General features: G+C 50.6%; 20 protein-coding genes. 9 read left to right on the top strand and 11 right to left on the bottom strand.

Features of this window, described 5'->3' with window-relative positions; all coding sequences use genetic code 11:
* Positions 1 to 86 precede the first annotated feature (86 nt).
* Positions 87 to 647 carry a mechanosensitive ion channel domain-containing protein gene (locus IMCC21906_RS11285; RefSeq protein ID WP_047012250.1) on the top strand — a complete coding sequence of 187 codons (561 nt, stop codon included), beginning with the start codon at positions 87 to 89 and terminating at the stop codon, positions 645 to 647.
* Here the strand turns inward: IMCC21906_RS11285 and IMCC21906_RS11280 are convergent.
* Positions 638 to 1,267 carry a TetR/AcrR family transcriptional regulator gene (locus tag IMCC21906_RS11280; RefSeq protein WP_047012249.1) on the bottom strand — a complete coding sequence of 210 codons (630 nt, stop codon included), beginning with the start codon at positions 1,265 to 1,267 and terminating at the stop codon, positions 638 to 640. The genes IMCC21906_RS11285 and IMCC21906_RS11280 overlap by 10 nt on opposite strands.
* Positions 1,268 to 1,377: 110 nt before the next feature.
* On the opposite strand from IMCC21906_RS11280, the gene IMCC21906_RS11275 reads away from it, so the two are divergent.
* From IMCC21906_RS11275 to IMCC21906_RS11265, 3 genes are all read left to right on the top strand, one after another.
* On the top strand, positions 1,378 to 2,571 hold the full coding sequence (locus IMCC21906_RS11275) for an efflux RND transporter periplasmic adaptor subunit (RefSeq protein ID WP_047012248.1): 1,194 nt from the start codon (positions 1,378 to 1,380) through the stop codon (positions 2,569 to 2,571).
* Positions 2,552 to 5,638: an efflux RND transporter permease subunit gene (locus IMCC21906_RS11270; RefSeq protein ID WP_047012247.1), complete on the top strand. Its 3,087-nt coding sequence runs from the start codon at positions 2,552 to 2,554 to the stop codon at positions 5,636 to 5,638. The genes IMCC21906_RS11275 and IMCC21906_RS11270 overlap by 20 nt, the downstream gene beginning before the upstream one ends.
* Before the next feature lie 374 nt (positions 5,639 to 6,012).
* Positions 6,013 to 6,354, top strand: a complete 342-nt coding sequence (locus IMCC21906_RS11265; protein WP_156166034.1) for a hypothetical protein — start codon at positions 6,013 to 6,015, stop codon at positions 6,352 to 6,354.
* A gap of 363 nt (positions 6,355 to 6,717) precedes the next feature.
* On the opposite strand, the gene IMCC21906_RS11260 is transcribed toward IMCC21906_RS11265, so the two are convergent.
* Entirely contained in the window at positions 6,718 to 7,758 is a 1,041-nt protein-coding gene (locus IMCC21906_RS11260) for an IS110 family transposase (RefSeq protein ID WP_047012245.1), read from the bottom strand.
* Between the two features lie 321 nt (positions 7,759 to 8,079).
* Positions 8,080 to 8,361 carry a YebG family protein gene (locus IMCC21906_RS11255; protein ID WP_047012244.1) on the bottom strand — a complete coding sequence of 94 codons (282 nt, stop codon included), beginning with the start codon at positions 8,359 to 8,361 and terminating at the stop codon, positions 8,080 to 8,082.
* Between the two features lie 285 nt (positions 8,362 to 8,646).
* On the opposite strand from IMCC21906_RS11255, the gene IMCC21906_RS11250 reads away from it, so the two are divergent.
* Positions 8,647 to 9,003: a YibL family ribosome-associated protein gene (locus IMCC21906_RS11250; RefSeq protein ID WP_047012243.1), complete on the top strand. Its 357-nt coding sequence runs from the start codon at positions 8,647 to 8,649 to the stop codon at positions 9,001 to 9,003.
* A gap of 118 nt (positions 9,004 to 9,121) precedes the next feature.
* Here IMCC21906_RS11250 and acnB read toward each other — a convergent pair whose 3' ends face one another.
* Positions 9,122 to 11,749, bottom strand: coding sequence for a bifunctional aconitate hydratase 2/2-methylisocitrate dehydratase (gene acnB, locus IMCC21906_RS11245; protein ID WP_047012242.1), 2,628 nt, complete (start codon positions 11,747 to 11,749; stop codon positions 9,122 to 9,124).
* A 253-nt stretch (positions 11,750 to 12,002) separates the two neighbouring features.
* Between acnB and IMCC21906_RS11240 the strand changes: the two genes are divergently transcribed.
* The 3 genes from IMCC21906_RS11240 to IMCC21906_RS11230 all read left to right on the top strand — a co-directional run bounded on the left by IMCC21906_RS11240 (position 12,003) and on the right by IMCC21906_RS11230 (position 13,791).
* Positions 12,003 to 12,470 (top strand): DUF1289 domain-containing protein, encoded by a 468-nt coding sequence (locus IMCC21906_RS11240; protein WP_082117457.1) that lies wholly within the window; start codon positions 12,003 to 12,005, stop codon positions 12,468 to 12,470.
* 63 nt (positions 12,471 to 12,533) lie between these two features.
* Positions 12,534 to 13,145, top strand: coding sequence for a tRNA-(ms[2]io[6]A)-hydroxylase (locus IMCC21906_RS11235; RefSeq protein WP_047012241.1), 612 nt, complete (start codon positions 12,534 to 12,536; stop codon positions 13,143 to 13,145).
* A gap of 262 nt (positions 13,146 to 13,407) precedes the next feature.
* On the top strand, positions 13,408 to 13,791 hold the full coding sequence (locus IMCC21906_RS11230) for a hypothetical protein (RefSeq protein ID WP_047012240.1): 384 nt from the start codon (positions 13,408 to 13,410) through the stop codon (positions 13,789 to 13,791).
* Positions 13,792 to 13,867: 76 nt separating this feature from the next.
* Here IMCC21906_RS11230 and IMCC21906_RS11225 read toward each other — a convergent pair whose 3' ends face one another.
* From IMCC21906_RS11225 to IMCC21906_RS11195, 7 genes are all read right to left on the bottom strand, one after another.
* Entirely contained in the window at positions 13,868 to 14,431 is a 564-nt protein-coding gene (locus IMCC21906_RS11225) for an ANTAR domain-containing response regulator (protein ID WP_156166033.1), read from the bottom strand.
* Between the two features lie 14 nt (positions 14,432 to 14,445).
* The gene (locus tag IMCC21906_RS11220; protein ID WP_047012238.1) at positions 14,446 to 15,747 is read right to left on the bottom strand and encodes a CmpA/NrtA family ABC transporter substrate-binding protein; all 1,302 of its coding nucleotides are present in this window, start codon (positions 15,745 to 15,747) and stop codon (positions 14,446 to 14,448) included.
* Positions 15,748 to 15,757: 10 nt separating this feature from the next.
* Positions 15,758 to 16,609: an ABC transporter ATP-binding protein gene (locus tag IMCC21906_RS11215; RefSeq protein ID WP_047012237.1), complete on the bottom strand. Its 852-nt coding sequence runs from the start codon at positions 16,607 to 16,609 to the stop codon at positions 15,758 to 15,760.
* Positions 16,610 to 16,618: 9 nt separating this feature from the next.
* Positions 16,619 to 17,638 carry an ABC transporter permease gene (locus IMCC21906_RS11210; protein ID WP_047012236.1) on the bottom strand — a complete coding sequence of 340 codons (1,020 nt, stop codon included), beginning with the start codon at positions 17,636 to 17,638 and terminating at the stop codon, positions 16,619 to 16,621.
* A 42-nt stretch (positions 17,639 to 17,680) separates the two neighbouring features.
* Complete coding sequence (locus IMCC21906_RS11205) at positions 17,681 to 19,045, bottom strand: CmpA/NrtA family ABC transporter substrate-binding protein (RefSeq protein ID WP_047012235.1); 1,365 nt, start codon at positions 19,043 to 19,045, stop codon at positions 17,681 to 17,683.
* A 397-nt stretch (positions 19,046 to 19,442) separates the two neighbouring features.
* Positions 19,443 to 20,171, bottom strand: coding sequence for a UDP-2,3-diacylglucosamine diphosphatase (locus IMCC21906_RS11200; RefSeq protein WP_047012234.1), 729 nt, complete (start codon positions 20,169 to 20,171; stop codon positions 19,443 to 19,445).
* On the bottom strand, positions 20,171 to 20,665 hold the full coding sequence (locus IMCC21906_RS11195) for a peptidylprolyl isomerase (RefSeq protein WP_047012233.1): 495 nt from the start codon (positions 20,663 to 20,665) through the stop codon (positions 20,171 to 20,173). Before IMCC21906_RS11195 ends, IMCC21906_RS11200 begins: the two co-directional genes overlap by 1 nt.
* A gap of 183 nt (positions 20,666 to 20,848) precedes the next feature.
* On the opposite strand from IMCC21906_RS11195, the gene IMCC21906_RS11190 reads away from it, so the two are divergent.
* Positions 20,849 to 22,531, top strand: a complete 1,683-nt coding sequence (locus tag IMCC21906_RS11190) for a glutamine--tRNA ligase/YqeY domain fusion protein (RefSeq protein ID WP_047012232.1) — start codon at positions 20,849 to 20,851, stop codon at positions 22,529 to 22,531.
* Positions 22,532 to 22,598 lie beyond the last annotated feature (67 nt).

The raw sequence follows: 22,598 nt of genomic DNA, 5'->3' as shown, positions 1-22,598 counted from the left end.
GCGTTTAAATCAAGACCTTGAAAACCGGTATGCTCATAAACTGTGTATCAAGAACAACGCGCTGAGAACATGAAAAGGGAAATACAATGTTGTTAAAAGTCCTCATATTGTTGGGCGCTTTAATTGGCTTGTTATTATTGAGCCGTGTACTAAATCGTTTTTTAGATGAATTTGCCCGGGCGCGCAAAGTGCCGTTAATGCGAGTGTTGTTTATTCGCAAGCTGTTCAACACCTTGATGATTGTGTTGGCGGTGATGGTGTTCTGCTTTATTTTGGGTTTGGGGTATCAACAGTTATTTATCTTTCTGTCCTCGGTGCTGGCGGTTATCGGCATTGCGCTGTTTGCGCAGTGGTCGATTCTCAGCCATTTAACGGCGGGGATGATTATCTTTTTTGGCTTTCCCTACAGGGTGGGGGATCGGGTAAAAGTTGTCGATCCTGATGAGGATATTTCGGGGGAGATCGTCGAGGTGGCGTCGTTTCATGTTTTGATACGCCGGGATGACGGCAGCACGGTGACTTATCCCAATAGTGCATTGTTGCAAAAACCCGTGATCAAATTACTTGCTAAGAAGCCTGCACCAACAGAAGAGCTGCCAAGCCCCGTGGAAGTTCAAGAGCCTGCTAAACCCGGTATTCAATCTTGATGTGCCTTATAAAATAGTTGCGCGCAAGAAATGGCGTAACGGCTTAGCTGCTTGGGGTCATAGCTGCTATCTAGCCCCAGTAGCAGACGGGTATGGGTCTGGCCGTGAAGCATGGCAATAAGCTGCGAAGCCGCAGTATCCACATCGGCAAAGTGAAGTTGGCCTTGCCGTTGTTGCTCGCTAAGAAACTCTTTGAGCTTTGCCCGCATTTTGACTGGCCCGGCCTGCCAAAATAACTCAGCCACGTCAGAGCGTCCGCCTTCGGCGGCGCACACCCGCATCACCCCCAGCGCCTCGCGGCTGACCAGTAATTCGGCAAAGCTAATGCAAAATGCTTCCAGGTAGTCGTAGCAGTTCGCGCTGGCGTCTAAGTTATCCCAAATTCGGTATTGTTGACAGGTCGCCTCTACAGCGTCACTAAACAGCTGCTCTTTGCCGCCAAAGTGGCTGTAAAGCGTTTGCTTGGACACCCCGGCCAGTTTGGCAATCGCTTCCATACTGCAGTTTTCATAGCCTTGTTCTAAAAAAAGCTCAGATGCAGCAGCCATAATTTGAAAGCGCTTTTCTTCGCTTTTACTGCGACCTTTTTTGCTTTTGCTGGGGTCTTCTTGAATGGTCACGGATATCGCCTGTGGTTTAAATACTCAACAAAGTTTAATCAAAAGTAGACTAGACAGTCCAGTTTGTTTTAACTATATTCTGGACTGACTAGTCTAAGAAGCTTTGCGCTATGAACCGTATCCCTATTTATCTATTGTCGTTTATTGCTACCTTCATCAGCTTTTACACGGTGGCAAATCCTCTGCAGCCGGTGATTACTGAGCCCGTTCATCGTCAAGATGGCTATGAGGTGTTTCGGGTGTTTGCGGGCAGGGTGCTGGGTAGCCAGCGGGCGGATATTGGGTTTGAGCAGGCTGGGGTTGTGCAACAGGTGCTGGTGGACGATGGCCAGGCAGTAAAGGCCGGAGAGCTGCTGGCCAAATTAGATCGGCGCAGTCTCAATATTGAACGAGATCAATTAAAGGCACGACAGCAAGAACTCAATGCACGGTTGTCGCAGTTACAGCGGGATGTGGTGCGTTATAAAGCCTTGCGGGAAAAGTCCTATGTTTCCGAAGGTCAGTTGGAGGAGTTAGAAACCCAGGTGACCGCCAGTCAGGCTCAGTCAGCTCAGATAGATGCCCAGCTGAAGGCGATAAATTTGCAATTGGAAAAAACCGAATTAAAAGCCCCTTTTAATGGTGAGGTTGCCAAGGTGCAGGTTGAAGAAGGGGTAGTGGTTGGCCAAGGCCAGGTGGTGATGCAACTGGTTGAAACCGGCGAATCAGAGGCGGTTTTTGGGATTTCAGATCGATTGGGCCGAGATTTGGTTATGGGCCAGTCCATGCAAGTGTCTGGTGATTTTGGCGACATTGACACCAATCTGATTGCGGTGGCCAGCAACTTGGATTGGCGCAGCCAGACCCGGACCATTCGGGTGGCCTTGCCAGAAAACACCTCCGCAGTAGACGGTAATACAGCTTATATCCATCTCCCTCAGCACCGTGAGGCAACAGGGTTTTGGATGCCGGCCCAAGCCTTGCTGGAAGACGTGCGGGGAACGTGGGCGGTCTATGGCTTACAGAAAAATGCCGAGGGTTATCAAGTACAAAAACATTCGGTGGAGGCGCTATATCATCACCGTGGCCGTGTCTATCTGAGTGGCGAGTTGGCAGACGGAAGCTTGGTAGTGACCGAAGGTGTTCACCGTTTGGCGCCGGGACAAGCCGTGGTGCTGGCCGGGCAGGCCAATGCTGATGATGTAAAAGGCAAGCCCGCTGTAGGCAATGCTTCTGAAGTAAATGTCCCTGAAGTAAATGCTTCTGAAGTAAATGCTTCTGCAATAAATGCCGCTGGAGGTGGTGATGCCTCGCGCGCTGAGTAACCCTCGTTATATTGCGCTGGCCATTGCGCTTATTGTCGTTGCCGGGTTTTCGGCGCTAAGTCATTTGCCACGATTGGAAGACCCGCATTTTGCCAACCGCGCAGCCATTGTCATTGTGCCGTTTCCCGGTGCCAGTGCCGAGCGTATTGAGGCACTGGTGGCCGAACCCTTGGAAACGGCCATCAGACAAATGCCTGAGGTGAAACACATTACCTCCAATGCCCGGCCCGGAGTTTCGGCCATTGTGGTCGAACTGAAAGACAGTGTAGATGCGGCTCATACCGATCAACTCTGGGCAGAGCTGCGGGATAAAGTGGCTCAGGTTGAAAGCGTGCTACCTGCGGGGGCGGGGCAGCCGCAAGTCGACAGCGACCGCAACTACGCCTTTACCTGGATAGCCGCACTGCGCTGGAAAGATCCTACTCATACCGATCCATTACGATTAAGCCGTTACAGCGAAGAGTTGGCAAACCGCCTGCGCAATGTATCGGGAACCGATCTGGTCAAACTGTGGGGTGAGGCCGAAGAAGAGATACAAGTTAAAGTCGATACGGTTAAGGCGGCAGCAGTCAATTTAGATGTACCGAGAGTCGCAGCGTTGATTGGTGGCAGCGATGCCAAGGTGTCGGCAGGTGAATTAAGTGGCAGTACTCGCCGCCAATCGATAGAGCTTATTGGCGGTTTTGACCAAGTGGAGCGCGTGCGGCAGGTGCCCTTGTTGAGTTTACAGGAGGGGGGCTCGCTACAGTTGCAGGATATTGCCGATGTGTACCGAGGTGAGCCCGATAGCCCCTCAGAGTTGGCTTTTTTTGATGGCGATAGAGGTGTTGCCATTGCTGCCCGAATGCTGCCAGATTTTCGGGGAGACAAATGGACGGCGGATGTGCGTACGGTGGCGGCAGAGCTCTCTGCCGCTTTGCCAGAAGAAATCGTTCTTGAGGAATTGTTTGTTCAAGAGCGCTATACCGATATTCGCTTAAGAGAGTTGCTGGGCAATATCGCCTTGGGCTTTTGCCTGATTTTTGTCATCTTGCTATTTACTTTAGGTTGGCGCTCGGCAGTGGTGGTGGCGTTGTCGTTACCACTAACGATGTTGTTTGCTTTGGCGGTAATGCGGTTTGTGGCGCTACCTATTCACCAGATGTCGGTGACCGGTTTGATTGTCGCCTTGGGCATTATGGTAGATAACGCCATTGTGGTCGCTGATACCGTTCGCCGCTATCGGTTGGAGGGGTTTTCTGCCAGTGCGGCGGCGGGAAGAACACTCAAGCATCTTTGGGTGCCCCTGCTTGGTTCTACTCTTACCACCGTGCTGACCTTTATGCCCTTGGCTTTAATGCCAGGGCCATCGGGTGAGTTTATTGGCCCGATTGCCCTGGCGGTGATTTTTTCATTGGCCGGATCGTGGTTAATCTCGCTGTTTCTGGTGGCACCTATTGCCGGACGTTGGTTGTCTAAAGAACAAAATAACGGTTTAGCCTTTCCCAAAGGGGATGCGCTATTTCGTCGCAGTCTTGCTTGGGTGTTGCAATGGCCTCGCCGCAGCATGGTTATTATTTTTCTGTTACCGATAAGCGGCTTCTTTTTAAGCTCAACCTTGAAGGAGCAGTTTTTTCCGCCCGCTGATCGAGACATGATTAATTTAGAAGTCTATTTGCCTGCCGGTAGCAGTATTCACAATACCTTGGCGGCAACCCGAGACATCAGTGATCATATCCGCCAGCTTGACGATATTGTGGCCCTGAACTGGTTTGTTGGCCGCAATGCGCCGCCATTTTATTACAACCTCAGAGATAACAAAGACGGTTCTCCCCAATACGCCCAAGCAATGATCACCGCCCGTGATTTTAAAGCGGCGAATAAACTGGTTGGCTATCTTCAACAAGATTTAAATCAGCAATTTCCTGGCTATCAAATATTGGTTCGGCGCTTGGAGCAGGGGCCGCCGGTCAATGCGCCGGTGGAGCTGCGTTTATACGGCAGCAATTTAGCCCAGCTTAAACATTTGGGTAATGAAATCCGCTTGCTGGCGTTGAACACCGAAGATGTGCTGCATGTGCGCACCTCAATGGGAGAGTCGGTCCCTAAGGTATGGCTCAAAATTGATGAGGCCGCGTCCCAGCGCAGCGGTCTTAAACTCAAGGATTTGTCAGGCATTCTGTCGGCGAGCATTGACGGGGTGTATAGCGGGAGTCTGTTGGAAGGCTCCGAACAATTGCCGGTACGGGTGTCGGGCAAGGGCCTGAAAGACGCCAGTGTCGATTTACTGATGTCGATGCCCTTGGCGCTGGAAACCGGCCCCAGACCATTGTCAGCACTGGCAGAAATGGAAATAAAACCCGCTCAGGCGGTGATCAGCCGTCGTGACGGTCGCCGGGTCAATACCATTGATGTGCATGTTCGCGACGGGGTTTTGCCCGCCTTGGTATTAGAGCGGCTAAAAACAAAATTAGAAAATGGCGCCTTCCACTTGCCGGTTGCTTATGAACTGGAGATTGGTGGCGACTCGGAAGCCCGCAATGAAGCCGTCGGCAAACTCGTTGGCAGCCTTGGCATTATCGGGGTACTGATGCTGGTCACAGTGTTGATGTCTTTTAATTCATTTCGTTTGTCGGCACTGGTATTTGTGGTGGCATTTCAGGCGGCGGGCTTAGGCTTGTTTAGCTTGTGGACCAGTGGTTATCCCTCTGGTTTTACGGCTGTTGTTGGCTTGATGGGCCTGATTGGTTTGGCGGTGAATGCGGCCATCGTCATTTTAACCGAGTTGCGGCATTCCAGTCTGGCCATGGCGGGAGACAAACAGAATATTATTGATACCGTGAGTGCCTTAACTCGGCATATTGGCTCCACAACCTTAACCACAGTGGCGGGGTTAATTCCGCTGATTTTTTCAGTGGGGGGCTTTTGGCCACCCTTTGCCATTGTGTTAGCAGGGGGCACCGTATTAACCACCTTACTGTCGCTGTATTTTGTACCCGCAGCGTTTTTAGTGTTACGACGCCCCTATGTACTGCAATTAATGCAAGAACATCGACGAAACTCAGCGGCGATGACCGCAAAGCAGTAGTTGTTGACTTCTCCATCCAAAAGCTGGGTGGATAGTCTTAATTAGCCGATATACCCAGCCGCGACACAGCAACCTAGTTTGTGGCGGATAACGGTATATTTTCTCCTTGCCAGGATTTATGCTCGGTTTGTGGGAGTCGCGTGTTCGTTTTTCCAGCCCAGGATTTTAAGATCAGCCAAGGAACGTGAGGCAAGACATATGAAACCCCGCCAACAATACATGCGTGCCTGCACGCTTTGTCGAAACGTAGCTCAGTACCAATTCCCATTATTTCAATATACATTCAATACGTTGTGTTAGTTTCTGTGGTGATCGTCACCGGGCAAACCGGGAGTGCATCATATACAAATGTTATGTGTTTTAGGGGGAAAGCATTGAGAATAAGCGGAGTGCAATATTATTGGCTTATTACTGCGGTTTTAATCTTACAGCTGATGCTGGCATACCCGCTCAATACCTATGCGGCTGAAGTACAAAGTAGCATCTCGCTAAAGGTAGCAGTGATTGCAGCAATGATCCCGATTGGCATATGTTATTTGACAGTACTTCTAGAAATATGGGCAGTATTTCGCTTTAAGGCCGTAATCTATGCCGTTGCGTTGGGTGTGTTGGCGTTTTTCACCTATTCAGGATTTTTGGTAGTTCTCATGCTAAGCCCCCATGTTTATTGGGTTTGGCGTTTCAACGGAATTAAAGTTAGTGCCAAAAACACATAATCAATGTGGTGTTGTCGCCTGCGGCTACAGCCTCCGTTCCGCTGGCGCTCCGGCACCCCAAACTGCGGCGTTAAAGCTCTATCGGAAGATCGTGATCGGAGTCATATATGGTCCGCCCCGTATTGCAAGATAATTTTCTCGTTATGGTAAAAGGTTGCTTCCATATATCCGGCCTTTGGGGTGAGGTCATTAAAACCTCTGGCCCTGATGGAATTCGCGCATATCTGTCTCATCAAGTCTTCGGCTTCTAATGAGCCCGAGACCCCAGCAGACTTACTGATATGCAGGTGTTACCTTTTTTGCCATCACTTAAACTTTATCTACGCAACTCGTTGATAACAGTTTGCTGTTAAATTCCTTACATTATGCCGCGCTGGCTTGGTAGGTCGATTTATTGCTGAGCAATGCCCAGGCCACTCGTGCATTTTTATTGGCGACCGCAACGGCCGAGATATTTTTCCCTCGCCGCTCTTCTAACTGCATCACCCATGCACTGCGCTTGTCTTGATGCTTGTTCGCCACTCTCGCCACCGTACGCCCGCCGTGGATGAGCAGTGTTCGCAAATAGGTATCGCCGCGTTTACTAATTCCTAGCAAGGTAGGCTTACCTCCGGTGGAATGTTGTCGGGGAACTAATCCTAGCCATGCCGCCAATTCACGCCCATTTTTAAAGGCGCTAATGTCGCCAATGGCAGCTACCATTGCCGTTGCGCTCAGTAGTCCTACGCCAGGAATGCTCAGCAGGCGCTGACAATCTTCCTTTTGTGTACAAAGCGATTCAAGCTTGGTTTCCAGTGTTTTAATACGCCGATCCAGATGAACCATTTCATCGTAAAGATCGGTTAATAGCTCTCGAAACATTGCCGTTAATTCGTTACCGGCATCTTCCAATATCAGGGGTATCGATTTTCTAATGTATGAAATCCCTTGTGGAATGGTCAGGCCGTACTCCATTAGCAAGCCCCGAATTTGGTTGGCTTGTGCAGTTCTTCTGGCAACCACCTGACTTCGAATTCGATGCAGGCTTTGAATGTCTTGCTGCTCAATACTTTTTGCAGGAACAAAGCGCATTGAGGGGCGCTGAACAGCTTCGCATATCGCCTCGGCATCAGCGGCGTCATTTTTGTTGGATTTGACAAAAGGCTTTACAAATTGAGGGGCAATCATACGAACGGTATGGCCAAGCTTCTCCAATACGCGCACCCAATAATTTGCGCCACTACAGGCTTCAATGCCAATAATACAAACTGGGAGTTGGACTATAAAGCTGGCAAGATTCTTTCTAGCCAGCTTCTTTTTTAGTACGGTGACGCCGTGACAATTGACACCGTGAAGTTGAAAACTTTGCTTGGCCAAATCGATACCTAGCACTGCGACGTCATTTTTTAGGTTATGATTACTCATGGTCTGCTCCGCTCTATTTGATGTATGTTCGCACGCACATCATGGCTCATTCGAAGCCGTATTTGGAGTGGGGCGGACCATTCCATTAGGTCTTGCCTTTTTCCTTTGCTATAACATTTAAAACGTGGAGGAAAGAGTTAAGACCTAACCCTAATGGCTTTCACGCGGCTCGGTACAGCGATTGGCGGCGTTCCCTCAAGGCAGTTTAGGTTCTACGAATAACTGTTTTGGAAAACGGGGGGAGCTTATGTGGAAGTGGAAGAGAGTATGCCGGTAAACGAGGGCGCTTACCGGCATACTGATCTATCTGCGGCGAGTGACTTACGCTTCTTTCGCGAGCTGATGAACTTTGTCATCATCGCTGATCAGTTCGTTTAGCACTTCGGGTTTGCCTTTGCAGGCTTGGGCGAGCAGGTCTTTATTGCGGGCCAGAAAAATACCGAATTCTTCGGCTTTAGCTTCGTCTACACCGGGAATATGACGATGTAGCAATTCGCTGAATTGCTCGCCCAGTTCCAGCATTTTGTCGTAGGCGTCGGCGTCTTTTTTACTGTCAAACATGCTGTTGTCCCTGTCACACATCCACTTGGCTACCACGGCCATAGATTCACCTCTTTGCGGCAATGAATTTGGGTATATCGCGTTTTCAGTCAGTAGCGATTTAACAAAACTACTGGATGAATATACATACTTTAGCGTCTATAACGCTCAATGACTAGCCCCTGCAGAAATGTCTTTGGGGTTTTAATGTTGGCGGTGAATGAAATGTCGCATTAGTAAATACAATTGAGTCCGGTGCTAGGCGGGAGGGCTTGGTATACTGCGCGGCAATTGCGCGTGCAGGCTGCATAGAATCTGCTCGCCTGAATATTATCTTTGGGAGCCAGTATGAGTACGAGCAAAGAGTTACAAACTTTGAATAATAAGTTGGATTTGCTGCGGCGAAAACTGGCGGATGTTGAGCAGACGGGTAATGTACCTTTGATGCGCAAGTTCAGCCGGGATATTAGCAAGTTGCAGCGTCAGATCGGTAGTATTAAGGGGATGCGCTCTCAGCGTAATGCCGACGAGGGTGCTAGCTTAAAAGCGATGAAGTTTAGCCGTAGTCTGACCAAGCTTGAGCAGGCCGATATGGGTAAATTTAAGAAGTCGGTCAAAGGTCTGGTTGTTGTGCACCCGCTGACTGCACTGGGTAAAGAGATGGGGCTGACTGAGGTGACGGGTTACGCGCCGGTTGAGTTTTAAGCGCTGCTTTTAACGTCGTTTTAGATCAATTGCTCCAAAATTAAGGTCCGCTTCAATTTTAGATGCACACAAAAAAGCCGCCCGAAGGCGGCTTTGAGATTCACTGCAAAACAGCTGCTTACATCGCCACTTCGGTAATTTCTACCGCCGCAATTTTAGCGCCTTCTTCAGCGCCTTTCTGGAATGACTCGATTTGATCGAAGTTCATGTAGCGGTAAATTTCACCGGACATGCTCTTCAGATCTTTACAGTATTCCAGGTACTCAGCTGGGGTAGGCAGTTTGCCAACAATTGCGCCAACCGCAGCCAGTTCGGCAGAGGTCAGGTAGACATTGGCGCCTGTGCCCAGACGGTTGGGGAAGTTACGGGTTGAGGTAGACAGTACGGTGGCACCGTCGGCAACCCGTGCCTGGTTACCCATGCACAATGAACAACCGGGCATTTCCATGCGGGCACCGGCTGCGCCAAAGATGTTGTAGTAACCTTCTTCCATCAGCGTGTGCTGGTCCATCTTGGTTGGTGGTGACAACCACAAACGAGTAGACAAGCTGCCTTTGTAGGCGTCTAGCAATTTACCTGCAGCGCGGAAGTGACCGATGTTGGTCATGCAGCTACCGATAAATACTTCGTCGACTTTGTCGCCAGCCACTTCAGACAGCAATCTGGCATCGTCTGGGTCGTTAGGGCAGCAGACAACAGGTTCTGTCAGTGTGTCCAGATCGATCTCGATAACCGCAGCGTATTCAGCATCGGTATCAGCTTCCAGCAGTTCTGGCTTAGCCAACCACTCTTCCATTTTCTTGGCGCGACGCTCAAGGGTACGTGGATCGCCGTAGCCTTCGCTAACCATCCAACGCAACAGCGTGATGTTAGAACGCAGGTACTCAGAGATTTCCTCAATACCTTGTTTAATAGTACAACCTGCCGCAGAACGCTCGGCAGAGGCATCAGACAGTTCAAAGGCTTGCTCTACAGTCAGACCTTCCAGACCTTCGATTTCCAGGATGCGGCCAGAGAAGATGTTCTTCTTGCCTTTTTTGGCAACCGTCAGGTGACCGTCTTTGATGGCTTGATAAGGAATGGCGTGAACCAGGTCCCGCAGGGTGATGCCGGGCTGCATTTCGCCTTTAAAGCGCACCAATACCGACTCTGGCATATCCAGCGGCATAACGCCGGTGGCAGCGGCGAATGCCACCAGGCCAGAACCCGCAGGGAAGGAGATACCCATGGGGAAGCGGGTGTGGGAGTCACCGCCGGTGCCGACTGTGTCAGGCAGCAACATACGGTTCAGCCAGCTGTGGATGATGCCGTCGCCGGGACGCAGTGAAACGCCGCCACGGGTCATGATGAAGTCAGGCAGCTTGTGCTGAGTGTCGATATCAACGGGCTTGGGGTAAGCCGCCGTGTGACAGAACGACTGCATGGTCAGGTCGGCAGAGAAGCCCAAGCAAGCCAGATCTTTCAGCTCGTCACGGGTCATGGGACCGGTGGTGTCCTGGCTGCCCACGGTGGTCATTTGGGGTTCGCAGTAGGTGCCAGCGCGCACGCCTTGGCCTTCTGGCAGACCACAGGCGCGGCCAACCATTTTTTGCGCCAGCGTGAAGCCTTTGCCGGTATCAATGGGTTGAGAAGGCTGACGGAACAGCTCTGACGGAGGCAGTCCCAAAGATTCGCGAGCTTTAGTCGTCAAGCCGCGACCAATGATCAGGTTGATACGGCCACCCGCACGCACTTCGTCCAACAGGACCTGAGACTTCAGCTCAAAAGTGCTTAAGGTATCGCCAGTTTCGTGGTTTTTGATCACACCGTCATAAGGACGAATTTCGATCACATCACCCATGTTGAGGTTGTCGACGTCGGCTTCAAAAACCAATGCGCCAGCATCTTCCATGGTGTTGTAGAAAATGGGGGCAACTTTACCGCCAATGCAGACACCGCCGCCACGCTTGTTCGGTACACCGGGAATATCGTCGCCAAAGAACCACAATACAGAGTTGGTGGCAGATTTACGTGAAGAACCGGTGCCGACTACGTCGCCAACCATGGCGATGGGGTGACCTTTCTTTTGCAGTTCCTCAATCTGCTTGAGCGGACCGATTTGGCCTTGCTCGTCTGGCGTAATGCCGTCACGCTCCATTTTGTACATAGCCAGGGCGTGCAGCGGAATATCGGGACGCGACCAGGCATCTGGGGCAGGAGAGAGGTCGTCGGTGTTGGTTTCGCCGGTCACTTTGAAAACCGTTTTTACAATGCTTTCAGGCACTTCAGCACGGTTAGTGAACCACTCTGCGTCTGCCCAGCTTTGCATGACGGCTTTGGCGTGCTCGTTGCCCGCTTTGGCTTTTTCTTCCACGTCGTGGAAAGCATCAAACATCAGCAGGGTGTGCTTGAGCTCAGTGGCAGCAAGCTCGGCCAGGTCGGCGTCGTCCAGCAAGTCAACCAAGGTCACGATGTTGTAGCCGCCGTGCATATTGCCCAGCAGTACAACGCCTTCTTCTTTGCTGATCAGTGGTGAAGTGGCTTCGCCTTTAACGATGGCAGCCAGGAAGCCTGCTTTAACATAGGCCGCTTCATCAACTCCGGGCGGAACACGGTTGGCGATGAGGTCGACAAGCGTCGCTTCTTCACCAGCTGGTGGGTTTTTCAGTAATTCCACCAAGCCGGCAACTTGTTCGGCATTTAGGGGTTTGGGGACGATGCCCTGAGCGGCGCGCTCTTCGACATGCTTGCGGTAGGCTTCTAGCACTTTGAACTCCTCTTTTTGTTTCGGTACCCGGACACCACCGGGATCGCCGGTAATCGGGGCTATCGATGCCCATCATCGATGCGAAATAAGGTCGGCAAGTATACTGAAAAACCCTACTCAGGTTAAGACATTAGCGATTTCGTCCGTGCATTATCATTATTATCAGCATGGATAATAGTCATTCTCGGCCTTGCGAGGCTTGGTCGATCTCGCTTAACCTTTCTTTTTTGGTTTACTGAGTCTGGAGATTGTTTTGGTTGAGCTGCTGCGCCGTGTTCCCACTCCCTGCATTGGCGTTTGCTCCACAGGCATTGGCGATAATGTCTGCCGGGGTTGTAAACGGTTTTGCCATGAAGTGATCGACTGGAACGGCTACACCCCTCAGCAAAAGCAGATTATTGACCAGCGTCTGGATCGTTTGCTGATTCAGGTTATGACGACCAAGCTGCATATCGTCAATGCTGAACTGCTGGCCTGGCAGTTAAATGTGCAGAGCGTGCGCTTTCCCCAACACAAAGACCCTTATATCTGGTTGTTTCAACTGCTGCGAGCTGGGGCCGGGCAAATCAGCGAGCCTCGGAAATATGGCTTTGTTGTGGATACCGCTTGGCGGGACCAGAGCTTGTTAGAACTACGAGAGGCCATTGATAAAGAGTTTTTTGAGTTGTCTCATGCTTACTATGATCGCTACTTTAATCGCTATATGCAGGGCGAAGGATAAATTCCTTAGCTTTGCTATAATTCGCGCCTTTCTCTTTAAAGCCAGTCGGTCAGGTAGCCAGTTATGTCAGCGGTTGATATCAGTGAAATACTCGAGTTTTTGCCTTGTGCCACCCCGGATGCCTGGGTAGAAGCCGCCTTGGCGCACCCTGAAGAAATTCTGATCGATCATGCCAATTGCGAGAAAAAAGCTGCTGGCACTGCGCTTAACCTGATGTTTCGCTACGTGGACAAGCTAGAGCTGCTCAATAAAATGTCCAAGCTAGCCAGAGAAGAGCTGCGACATTTTGAGCAAGTGTTGGCCATTATGAAAAAACGCGGCATTGCCTACCGCCATGTTTCATCCGCCCGTTATGCCAATGGCTTGCGGGAAGTTGCCCGTCATAGTGAGCCCGGTAAACTGGTCGATATTCTGGTGTGTGGCGCACTGATTGAAGCCAGAAGTTGCGAGCGCTTTTCGCGTATTGCCCCCGAGCTGGACGATGAGTTACGGCGCTTTTACGAATCGCTGCTCAAATCAGAGAGCCGCCATTTCAAAGATTATCTGGCATTGGCGCAACGCTATTCAGATGAGCCTATTGATGACCGCATAGCCGCGTTTAAAGCCCGGGAACAGGAACTGATTTTGTCACCCGATGATGTCTGCCGCTTTCACAGTGGGCCATTGGCGGCTTAACAACAGTGCGGTGAACCGGCACTGTGAAAACACTGCGCTTAGTGAAAGCATTGCGCCTAGTCGCTGGATCCCGGCTCGCTGCTAGCCCCGCCCGGGATGACTCAAGGGATTGAGTTTGCGTGGCTAGATGTGCAGCGCCATCGTCATATCTGGCTTGGGTCGATATTCAGCAAGCCACTGGGTATAGCCCATACGCTACTGATTTTGTGGAGCATTTTTTGGCTATTAGTAAAACTGGCTGTTAGTAAAACAAGGACGTTACATGACTACCTATCATCAAGCCGTTGGCAAGCCCCTCGAAATCTTTGTTGGCGGGATAGCTGCCTTATCATCAGTCATGCTGTTTCTGCTGTCGGCCGTGCTGTTATGGCATGAAGGCTTTGCCGCTTTGGCATTCATCAGAGTTATTGTTGTTGTGTTAGCCGCGTTTTGGTTGGCGGTTGTTGGGGGCAGGCTTTTGTGTGGCTTGCCCCGGTCGGGTGGCCGTTTGTTGACGACTATTGGCTTACGATGTTGGCTGTTTTTGTTTGGCGCAGGCTTGCTCGCCCTGGCTGTGATGCTGGTAGTTGAGGGTGCGTGGCTTGTTGCGACATTTTTAGCCTTCGCTGGTTACCGTGCTTTACAGCGGTCTCAAATAAACAGCTAGTTAATACCGTTAATGGTCCAGCTGAGTTTGTTGGTATTGATGTAGCCCCAGGCAGGTTGAACCGGAAATTGCCGCGTTAAGCGAAAGACCCTGTCTCGATAAGTTGCTTGGCCAGTTCAGCGATATTACGCTTTTGTTGGTTGGCGTTTTTCATCAGCAGGTCTTGGGCTTGCTCTTCTGCTAAACCGTAATTACTCATAATAAATTGCCGGGCTTTGTTCAGGTATTCCCGATCTTGGACCATGGGTTGCAGGGCAGAGACTTCTGCGCGTAGGCAATCAATGCTGTGAAAGTAGCTGATGGTGATGTCGATGAGTGCTTGCAGCAGGCTGTGAGGAACAATATCTATTGCGTAAAGACTGATGCCCGCTTCGGTGGCCAGGCGGTTAATGCCTTCGGATTTTTTTTTGCCTAGGGTGATAACGGTGTGGGGGCCTTGCAAATTGCGCTGGGCTAAGTGCTCTAATGCATCGCGTTTAGTAGAGTTGGTGTCTATTAAAATAATTTCTGGGTGAAGTTTTTCCATAACACCGTAGATATCTTCTTCACTCTCTCGGTGGTTGAGCATTTCCATGCCAGCCCACGTCACAATGGGTTCGAGTTTATTGGCTCGATTATCGTCAATGTCTATCAGTAGCACTCGCACCTTATTATTTACACCTCATTTTTTTTGCGGTTCACCAGCTTTAAGGCTGGAATGTCTGCTTGAGAAAAGTTTTGCTGTTCAAGGTAGCGGAGTATACCGCCAACGGATATGACCTGACCGTCCAGAAAGCGGTTGGCACCGAGATGTTGAGATTTGGGCAGCACCATTTTTTCATGCAAATTGCCTTCGGTTTTTCGGTCAATATGGGGGCTGTCCAGGCCGATAGCCGTAGCGGCAATGCGGTATTCGGTGGGTTTGTAAACTTGGCGCACGGTTTGGTCGATGTCGATGGGGGTGGTGAGCTGCCCCCAACGATACATTTGCGAGATAAACCATTCCGGGTGATTAAGCCAGGGGAAGTTGGCAGAGTAGCGGTGAAAAACGTGAAAGTCGGGGACTTTCTCGGGTTCTTTGCCAAAGTGTTTTAATGATAAACCGTTGAGTGACATAGAGATGGTGTCAACGGGGAGCGCGATATATGCGGCTTGACTCAGGATGCGAGCGGCGGCTTTGCGGTTTTCTTTTTTATCGACCCAGATGCAGGCTTTTAACAACGCCCGCAAAATGGCTTGGTGGGTAACGGGGTGGTCTTCAGCCCAGCTTTCGGTAACGGCAAAGACTTTTTCGGGGCTGTTGTTCCAAAGCTGGTACTTGGTGGCAACAACGTGCCCCAGCTGCTGCTGCACGGCCAGGGTATTCCAGGGTTCGCCGACGCTGAAGCCTTGGATCTCGCCGTCGTTCATCGCGGTAACCATACGCGGCGGTGGAATCACCACAATATCGACGTCGTTGTCGGGGTCGATGCCGGAGCTGGCCAGCCAGTAGCGCAGTTCAAAGCTTTGGGTTGAGCAGGGGTAGACAATGCCAAATTTCAGTTTGGGGCTTTTTGCACGTTTGCGTTCTTCTATCACGCATTGCAAGGCTTGAGCCGCAATTAAGGGGCTGAATTCGCAACGGGGGTCGATTTGGTAAAGCTGATCGTAGAGTTCGTTGTTGATGGTAATGGCATTGCCATTCAGGTCGAGCACCAGAGCGCAGACAAAATCCAGCTTGGGGCTGGAAATGCCCAGCCGTGAGGCAACCGGCATGGAGGCGATCATTTGTGCGCCGTCTAAAATTCCCAAGCCAACTTTGTCGCGAATACCTGCCCAGGACGCTTCCCGTGACAGCCTGACGTTCAGGCCTTCTGCCGCAAAATAGCCTTTTTCTTGGGCAATCACTAAGGGGGCGCAGTCAGTCAGGGGGATAAATCCCAAGGTGATATCTGATTTCTCCAACTCGCCCAGCTTATTATTTTGTTTGCTACTCATATTTACTCCTTCATCCGCCCACCACGCGTTTTAATTTTTGAGGGGGCGTTTTGTTGTCTCGTTTTTTTGCGGGCACATCTGGTTTTGCTTGTTTTCGGTGCAAGAAGGTCAGCACCTCGGCGCGGTAGTGATTGTAATTTTTGTTGTCTGCCAAGCTGAGTCTATCCCGGGGGCGGGGTAGATCAATGTTCAGTACTTCACCTACCTTTGCCGCAGGGCCGTTGCTCATCATTACAATGCGATCTGATAATAATACGGCTTCATCGACATCGTGAGTGATAAGAATAACGGTGTTATTTAGCTCTGCTTGAATTTCCATCAATGAATCTTGCAAATGCGCGCGTGTTAAGGCGTCCAGTGCGCCAAAGGGTTCATCCATCAGCAGGACTTTCGGTTCCATGGCCAGCGCTCTGGCTATGCCTACTCGCTGCTTCATACCACCGGATATTTCGGCGGGTAGCTTGTGACTGGCGTGAGTCATATGCACTAATTCAAGATTATGTTCTATCCATTCTCTCATTTCAGCCTTGCTTTTATGCCCTTTAAATACCTGCTTGACGGCAAGTTCAACGTTTTCATATACCGTTAACCACGGGAACAGCGAGTGATTTTGAAAAACCACTGCACGATCTGGGCCAGGTGAGTTAACTTCTTTGGATTCCAATATAACGGCACCTTCTGTTGCTTGGTAAAGGCCCGCAACAATATTTAGAACGGTGGATTTACCGCAGCCAGAGTGACCGATTAAGGAGATAAATTCGCCTTTGTTAATCTTCAGGTCTATGCCATCCAGGGCCCGAAAGGGGCCGCTTTTGGTGGGGAAATCAATGCTGACCTGGGAGATATCAAGATAATTCGACATGATTGTTCCTTAGCTTTGGGCTTCGCCGCGGGCGATAAGCTTGTGAAGGGTTTGCATCAGGAAGTCGAGAATAAAACCAATGAAACCAATGGTGACGACGGCAACCATGATTCGGGAGAGGGACTCAGAGCTGCCATTTTGAAATTCATCCCAAACGAATTTACCCAGCCCCGGGTTTTGGGCGAGCATCTCGGCGGCAATTAATACCATCCAGCCAATGCCGAGGGAGATACGCAGGCCAGTAAAAATCATGGGCAGTGATGCGGGTATGGCGATTTTCTGCACCCGAGTGACCCAACCCAGCTGAATGACCCGGCCGACGTTAATCAGATCTTTGTCAATATTGGCAACGCCCACGGCGGTGTTGATCAGCGTGGGCCACATGCAACAGAGGGTGACGGTAATGGCTGAATTAACAAAGGATTTGGAAAACATCGGGTCATTGCTGACATAGACTGCACTGACGACCATAGTGACCAAGGGTAGCCAGGCCAGGGGCGAAACGGGCTTAAAAATCTGGATAAGTGGGGCGATGGCCATGTTCAGCAGTGGGCTCAGGCCGCAGGCCACGCCGATGGGAATGGCGATAAACGAGGCGACAATAAAGCCGGTGAACACGGTGACTAAGCTGGTAAAAATCTGATCGATAAAGGTGGCTTTGCCGGTGTAGTCTCGAATTTTTATCTCGGCGTCGGGATTTTTGGCCAATAGCGCGTCGTTGCGTTTGTGTTGCCGCTCGTAAAAAGCTTCGGCTTTTACGCGTTCGGCTTGATGTTCTTCCAGCAATCCCTGCGCGGCACTGTACACCGCAGCAGGACCGGGGAAGGTGCCCAAACTGGTGTCCACTTTGGCGGCCAGGGTTGACCATACCGCCAGAAATACCAGCACTGCCATAATGGGCAAACCGATTTGACGCAGAATTTCTTGACCTTGTTCTTTAGGGTTGTCACCCGTGGCCAACTTGAATACGGGGATCATCCAGCTTAAACCCGCCAGATTCAGGTAGTGCATTGTGTTTTGTTTAAACATGCCTGTCTCCATGGTGGCCCCGGACGCCGGGCCTCGTGGTACTTACTTCAGTGCGTCTTTGGGTTTGAGACCAATTTTGAATTTGCTCAGGTATTCATTCGGTTTGCTGCCGTCGTAGCTTATCTCGTCGATAAACTCGGTTTGTGGCGGTTTAAAACCGGTTTCAGTGGCAAAATCCGGGAAGTCGCTGGCGGCCATTTTGCCTTCGGCAATCAGCTGCTTGGCGGCTTCGGCATAGATGTCAGGACGGTAAACTTTTTTGGCGATATCCATATACCAGCTGTCGGGCTTATGTTCGGCAATTTGACCCCAGCGGCGCATCTGGGTCAGGTACCAAACCGCGTCGGAGTAGTAGGGAAAAGTGGCGTTGTATCGAAAGAATACGTTGAAGTCAGGCACGTCGCGCTTGTCGCCTTTTTCGTATTCAAAGGTGCCGGTCATGGAGTTGGCGATAACATCGTAGTCGGCGCCGACATAGTTGGGTTGACTGAGAATTTTGACCGCTTCGGGGCGGTTGGCGTTATTGTTGTCATCCAGCCATTTGGCGGCGCGGATCAGCGCTTTGACGACAGCAATATGGGTGTTGGGATATTTTTCAGCCCATTCTTTGCTTACCCCAAAGACTTTTTCTGGGTTGTTTTTCCAGATTTCATAGTCGGTAATGACCGGAACACCGATGCCTTTGAACACAGCTTGCTGGTTCCAGGGCTCGCCTACGCAGTAGCCGTAAATGGTTCCGGCTTCCATCGTTGCGGGCATTTGTGGGGGTGGGGTGACGGAGAGCAGGGCATCGGCGTCAATCTGGCCGCTGATATCCCCTTTCATTGGAGCATAGTATCCGGGATGAATGCCGCCAGCAGCCAGCCAGTAGCGCAGTTCGTAGTTATGGGTCGATACTGGGAAAACCATACCCATTTTGAACGGCTTGCCCTTGGCTTTGTAACTTTCCACAACCGGCTTTAAGTAGTCTGCCTTGATGGGGTGAATGGGCTTGCCGCTGTCATCGTGGGGGATGTTCTTTTTCATTTCAGCCCAAACGTCGTTGGACACGGTAATGCCATTGCCATTCAGGTCCATGCTGAACGCGGTGATGATGTGCGCCTGGGTACCAAAACCGATGGTGGCGCCCAGGGGCTGACCTGCCAGCATGTGAGCGCCGTCGAGTTGACCGTCAATGACGCCGTCCAGCAATACCTTCCAGTTTGCTTGAGCTTCCAGGGTGACGTAGAGACCTTCGTCTTCAAAAAAGAATTTTTCGTAAGCGATGGCCAGGGGGGCCATATCGGTCAGTTTTATAAAACCGAATTTCAGTTCGGCTTTTTCCGGGGTGCCGGCAGTGGCAAGGCTGGCAGTACTGACTGACAGCGCGCATAGGGCAGAGGTGATCAAGCGATGATACCAAGACATTTGTCTGACTCCGTTATAGGTTTTGGCCCAACTGGGGTGTGATCAATACCAACAGTTGAGGCCAAAAAATCTTTTATCGACGAGTGGCTCGCCGGATTAACTTCCGGGTTAGAACGCTCTAGCGAAGAGGTAGCAATTGATGCGCCATAAGACATGGAGTCATATAAAACAGTGAGATATAGAGTTATCTTAAAGTGGTTTGATTAGTCTTATGCGCTATCTTTGTGCGAGGCCTTGTCGCTTGGTGGGGGGTGAATTTTGGGTAATGCATGCTAATGGTGCAAATAAAGTGCATCTTATGATTGGCGGGGTCAGTAAATCGGGTGGCAGGTGGGTATTGCAGAGGCGGTAAAAATATCTTGCTGATGTAGTGAGGCCGCCGTTTAAGCGGCCCGAATTATGACGTGATCTTGCGATGATGCAGTTCGATATCTTGACCGTCGACGGCTAAATACCAGAGGTGTTGATCCCAGTCACCCAGTACGATGCGTTCGGCGGGCTGACCGTTTACGGATATTGAATGTCGATGTGGCCGGTGGGTATGACCGTGAATCATGCGCTGGCAATTGTGCTGGGCTAAGACAGCGATCACCTCATCTGGCGTGACATCCATAATATCTTCGGCGTTATTGCTGGTTGCTTCGTTACTGGCAATGCGCATTTGCTTGGCAATAATGCGGCGCTCTTCCAGTGGCTTGGCCAAGGCGGCTGCCTTCCACTGGGGGGTGCGGGATTGAGCCCGAAAAGCCATGTATTTTTCGTCTCGGGTACAAAGGCTGTCGCCGTGCAGAAGCAGGCAGGGCTCGCCGGCAACCGTAATCACGGTTGGATCTTCTAGCAGGGTCGCCCCAGCGCGGCGGCAAAAATCTTCGCCGAGCAAAAAGTCCCGGTTGCCGCGCATGATAAATATGTGGGTGCCAGAACGAGATAGCTGTTCAAGGGCTGAGCTGATTTCATCTACAAGGGGGCGATCATCGTCGTCACCGATCCAGAATTCAAAAAAATCACCGAGAATATAAAGTTCGTCAGCGCTGGGGGCATCATTTTGCAAAAAGTGAAAAAACGCCTGGAGGGTATCCGGGCGTTCTTCTTCAAGATGCAGGTCAGAAATGAACAGTTGGTGCATCAGTCTTCCCAAATAGCCTTCTCGATAACCACGTCTTCAGCGGGTACATCTTGATGACCGGCTTTGCTGGTGGTGGGCACAGCTTTTATTTTCTCAACCACGTCCATGCCGTCGCTTACTTTAGCAAAAACAGCGTAGCCCCAGCCTTGCATAGACTTGCTGCTGTGGTTCAAAAAGTCGTTGTCTTTGACGTTAATGAAGAACTGGGCACTGGCTGAGTGGGGGTCCATGGTGCGGGCCATTGCCAAGGTGCCTTCTTCATTTTTCAGGCCGTTGTCCGCTTCGTTCTCAATGGGCTCACGGGTTGTTTTTTCTTTCATGCCGGGCTCAAAACCACCGCCTTGCACCATAAAACCGTTGATTACGCGGTGGAAGATAACACCGTCATAAAAACCTTCTTGGACGTATTGCTTGAAGTTTGCTGCCGTTTTGGGGGCTTTCTCAAAGTCCAACTCGATTTTGATGTCGCCAAAATTTGTTTTAAAGATAACCATTTACTTCGATCTCGCTTATAACTGGAATTTAAAGCCGGTATAATACGCGGTTTTTGATCTCGCGGCGAAATCCATGTGATTTTCCGTTTTTTGGCGGCAGTAAAAAGCCTTGTTGTTTGAGGTTGAAGTGGATAGCCGTCTCTCCGATTTTTCCCTGCTAGCAGGGTGTTCTGGACGTTTTTAATGAGCGAAGAAGCAGCAACGGGTAATAATTTTTTACGTCATCTGGTCCGGGAGGACATTAATCAAGGACGTTTGGCAGAGCAGGCGCTGGTCACCCGTTTTCCTCCCGAACCCAACGGGTACTTACATATTGGTCATGCCAAATCAATTTGCCTTAATTTTGGTTTAGCCAAACAGTTTGGCGGGCAATGTCATTTGCGTTTTGATGACACCAATCCGGCTAAAGAAGAACAACGCTATATTGATGCGATAAAGGAGGACATTCAGTGGTTGGGTTTTGAGTGGAACGGACCGGTTCGTTTTGCTTCCGACTACTTTGATACCTTGTATGAGTACGCCGAGCATTTGATCCAATCTGGCAAGGCTTATGTCTGCGAACTGAACGCCGAGGAAATGCGAGAGTATCGCGGTACATTGACGGAGCCCGGTCGCAATAGCCCCTATCGCGAGCGCAGCGCCGAGGAAAATCTTGCGTTGTTTAGAGCGATGCGTGATGGCCAGTTTGACGATGGCAGCAAGGTTCTGCGGGCAAAAATCGATATGACGGCTGGCAATATCAATCTGCGAGACCCCATTATTTATCGCATTCGCAAACAGCACCATCACCAAACAGGCGATAAGTGGTGTATTTATCCCACCTATGATTTTACCCACGGTCAGTCGGATGCCATTGAGGGCATTACCCATTCTATTTGTACCTTGGAGTTTGAAGACCATCGGCCGCTATACGAATGGTTTATTGCTAATTTGCCGGTGCCTGCTCAACCAAAACAGTATGAGTTTGCCCGCCTAAATCTGAATTACACCGTCACCAGTAAGCGCAAGCTGAAAAACCTGGTGGATGAACATGTTGTGGCTGGCTGGGACGACCCTCGTATGCCGACTATTGCCGGTATGCGTCGCCGTGGTTTTACCCCGGGCTCGCTGCGGCATTTCTGTGAAATGGTCGGTGTCGCCCGTAGTGAGGGGGTGGTGGATGTGGCCATGTTGGAGCACGCTATTCGGGATGATCTGGATAAAAACGCGCCACGGGCAATGTGTGTACTGGAGCCCTTGAAGCTGGTTATCACTAATTATCCAGACGATAAGGTCGAAACTTTGTCGGCGCCGGGCCACCCCAACCGGGATGATCTTGGCATGCGTCAGCTACCTTTCTCAAAAGAAATCTACATTGAGCGAGAGGACTTTAGAGAAGAGGCTAATAAAAAGTACAAGCGCTTGGTGCTGGGTAAAAAAGTGCGTCTGCGCAACGCCTATGTCTTATTCGCCGAAGAAGCCATTAAAGACGAGGCGGGCAATATTGTTGAGGTGCATTGCAGCTATGACCCTGACACATTAGGTGAAGACCCCAGCGATGGTGTCAAACCCAAGGGCGTGATCCATTGGGTTTCTGCCAGTCATGGCAAGCAAGCTGAAGTGCGTTTATACGATCGGCTGTTTAATCACGAGGCGCCGGATCGGGGCGGTGAAGCGTTTCTGGATCACGTCAACCCGGATTCTTTGCGGGTGCTGGAAAACTGCTGGATAGAACCGAGTTTGGCTGAAGCGAATCCCGAGCAGGGTTTTCAGTTTGAACGCACCGGTTATTTTGTTGCAGATCGATTGGATCACCGTGGGGATAAACCGGTGTTTAATCGTACCATTGCACTGCGTGACACTTGGGGAAAGGCTGAAAACGCCTAGCTTTTTAGTGTTATTACCGGCCCACGATGATGGGGGCCAAGGCCAATCAGCATATCTATAGCCCTAG

Origin of the sequence: Spongiibacter sp. IMCC21906, from assembly GCF_001010805.1 — a bacterium.
GTDB lineage: Bacteria > Pseudomonadota > Gammaproteobacteria > Pseudomonadales > Spongiibacteraceae > Spongiibacter.
This window is presented reverse-complemented; position numbering and strand designations above follow the sequence as displayed.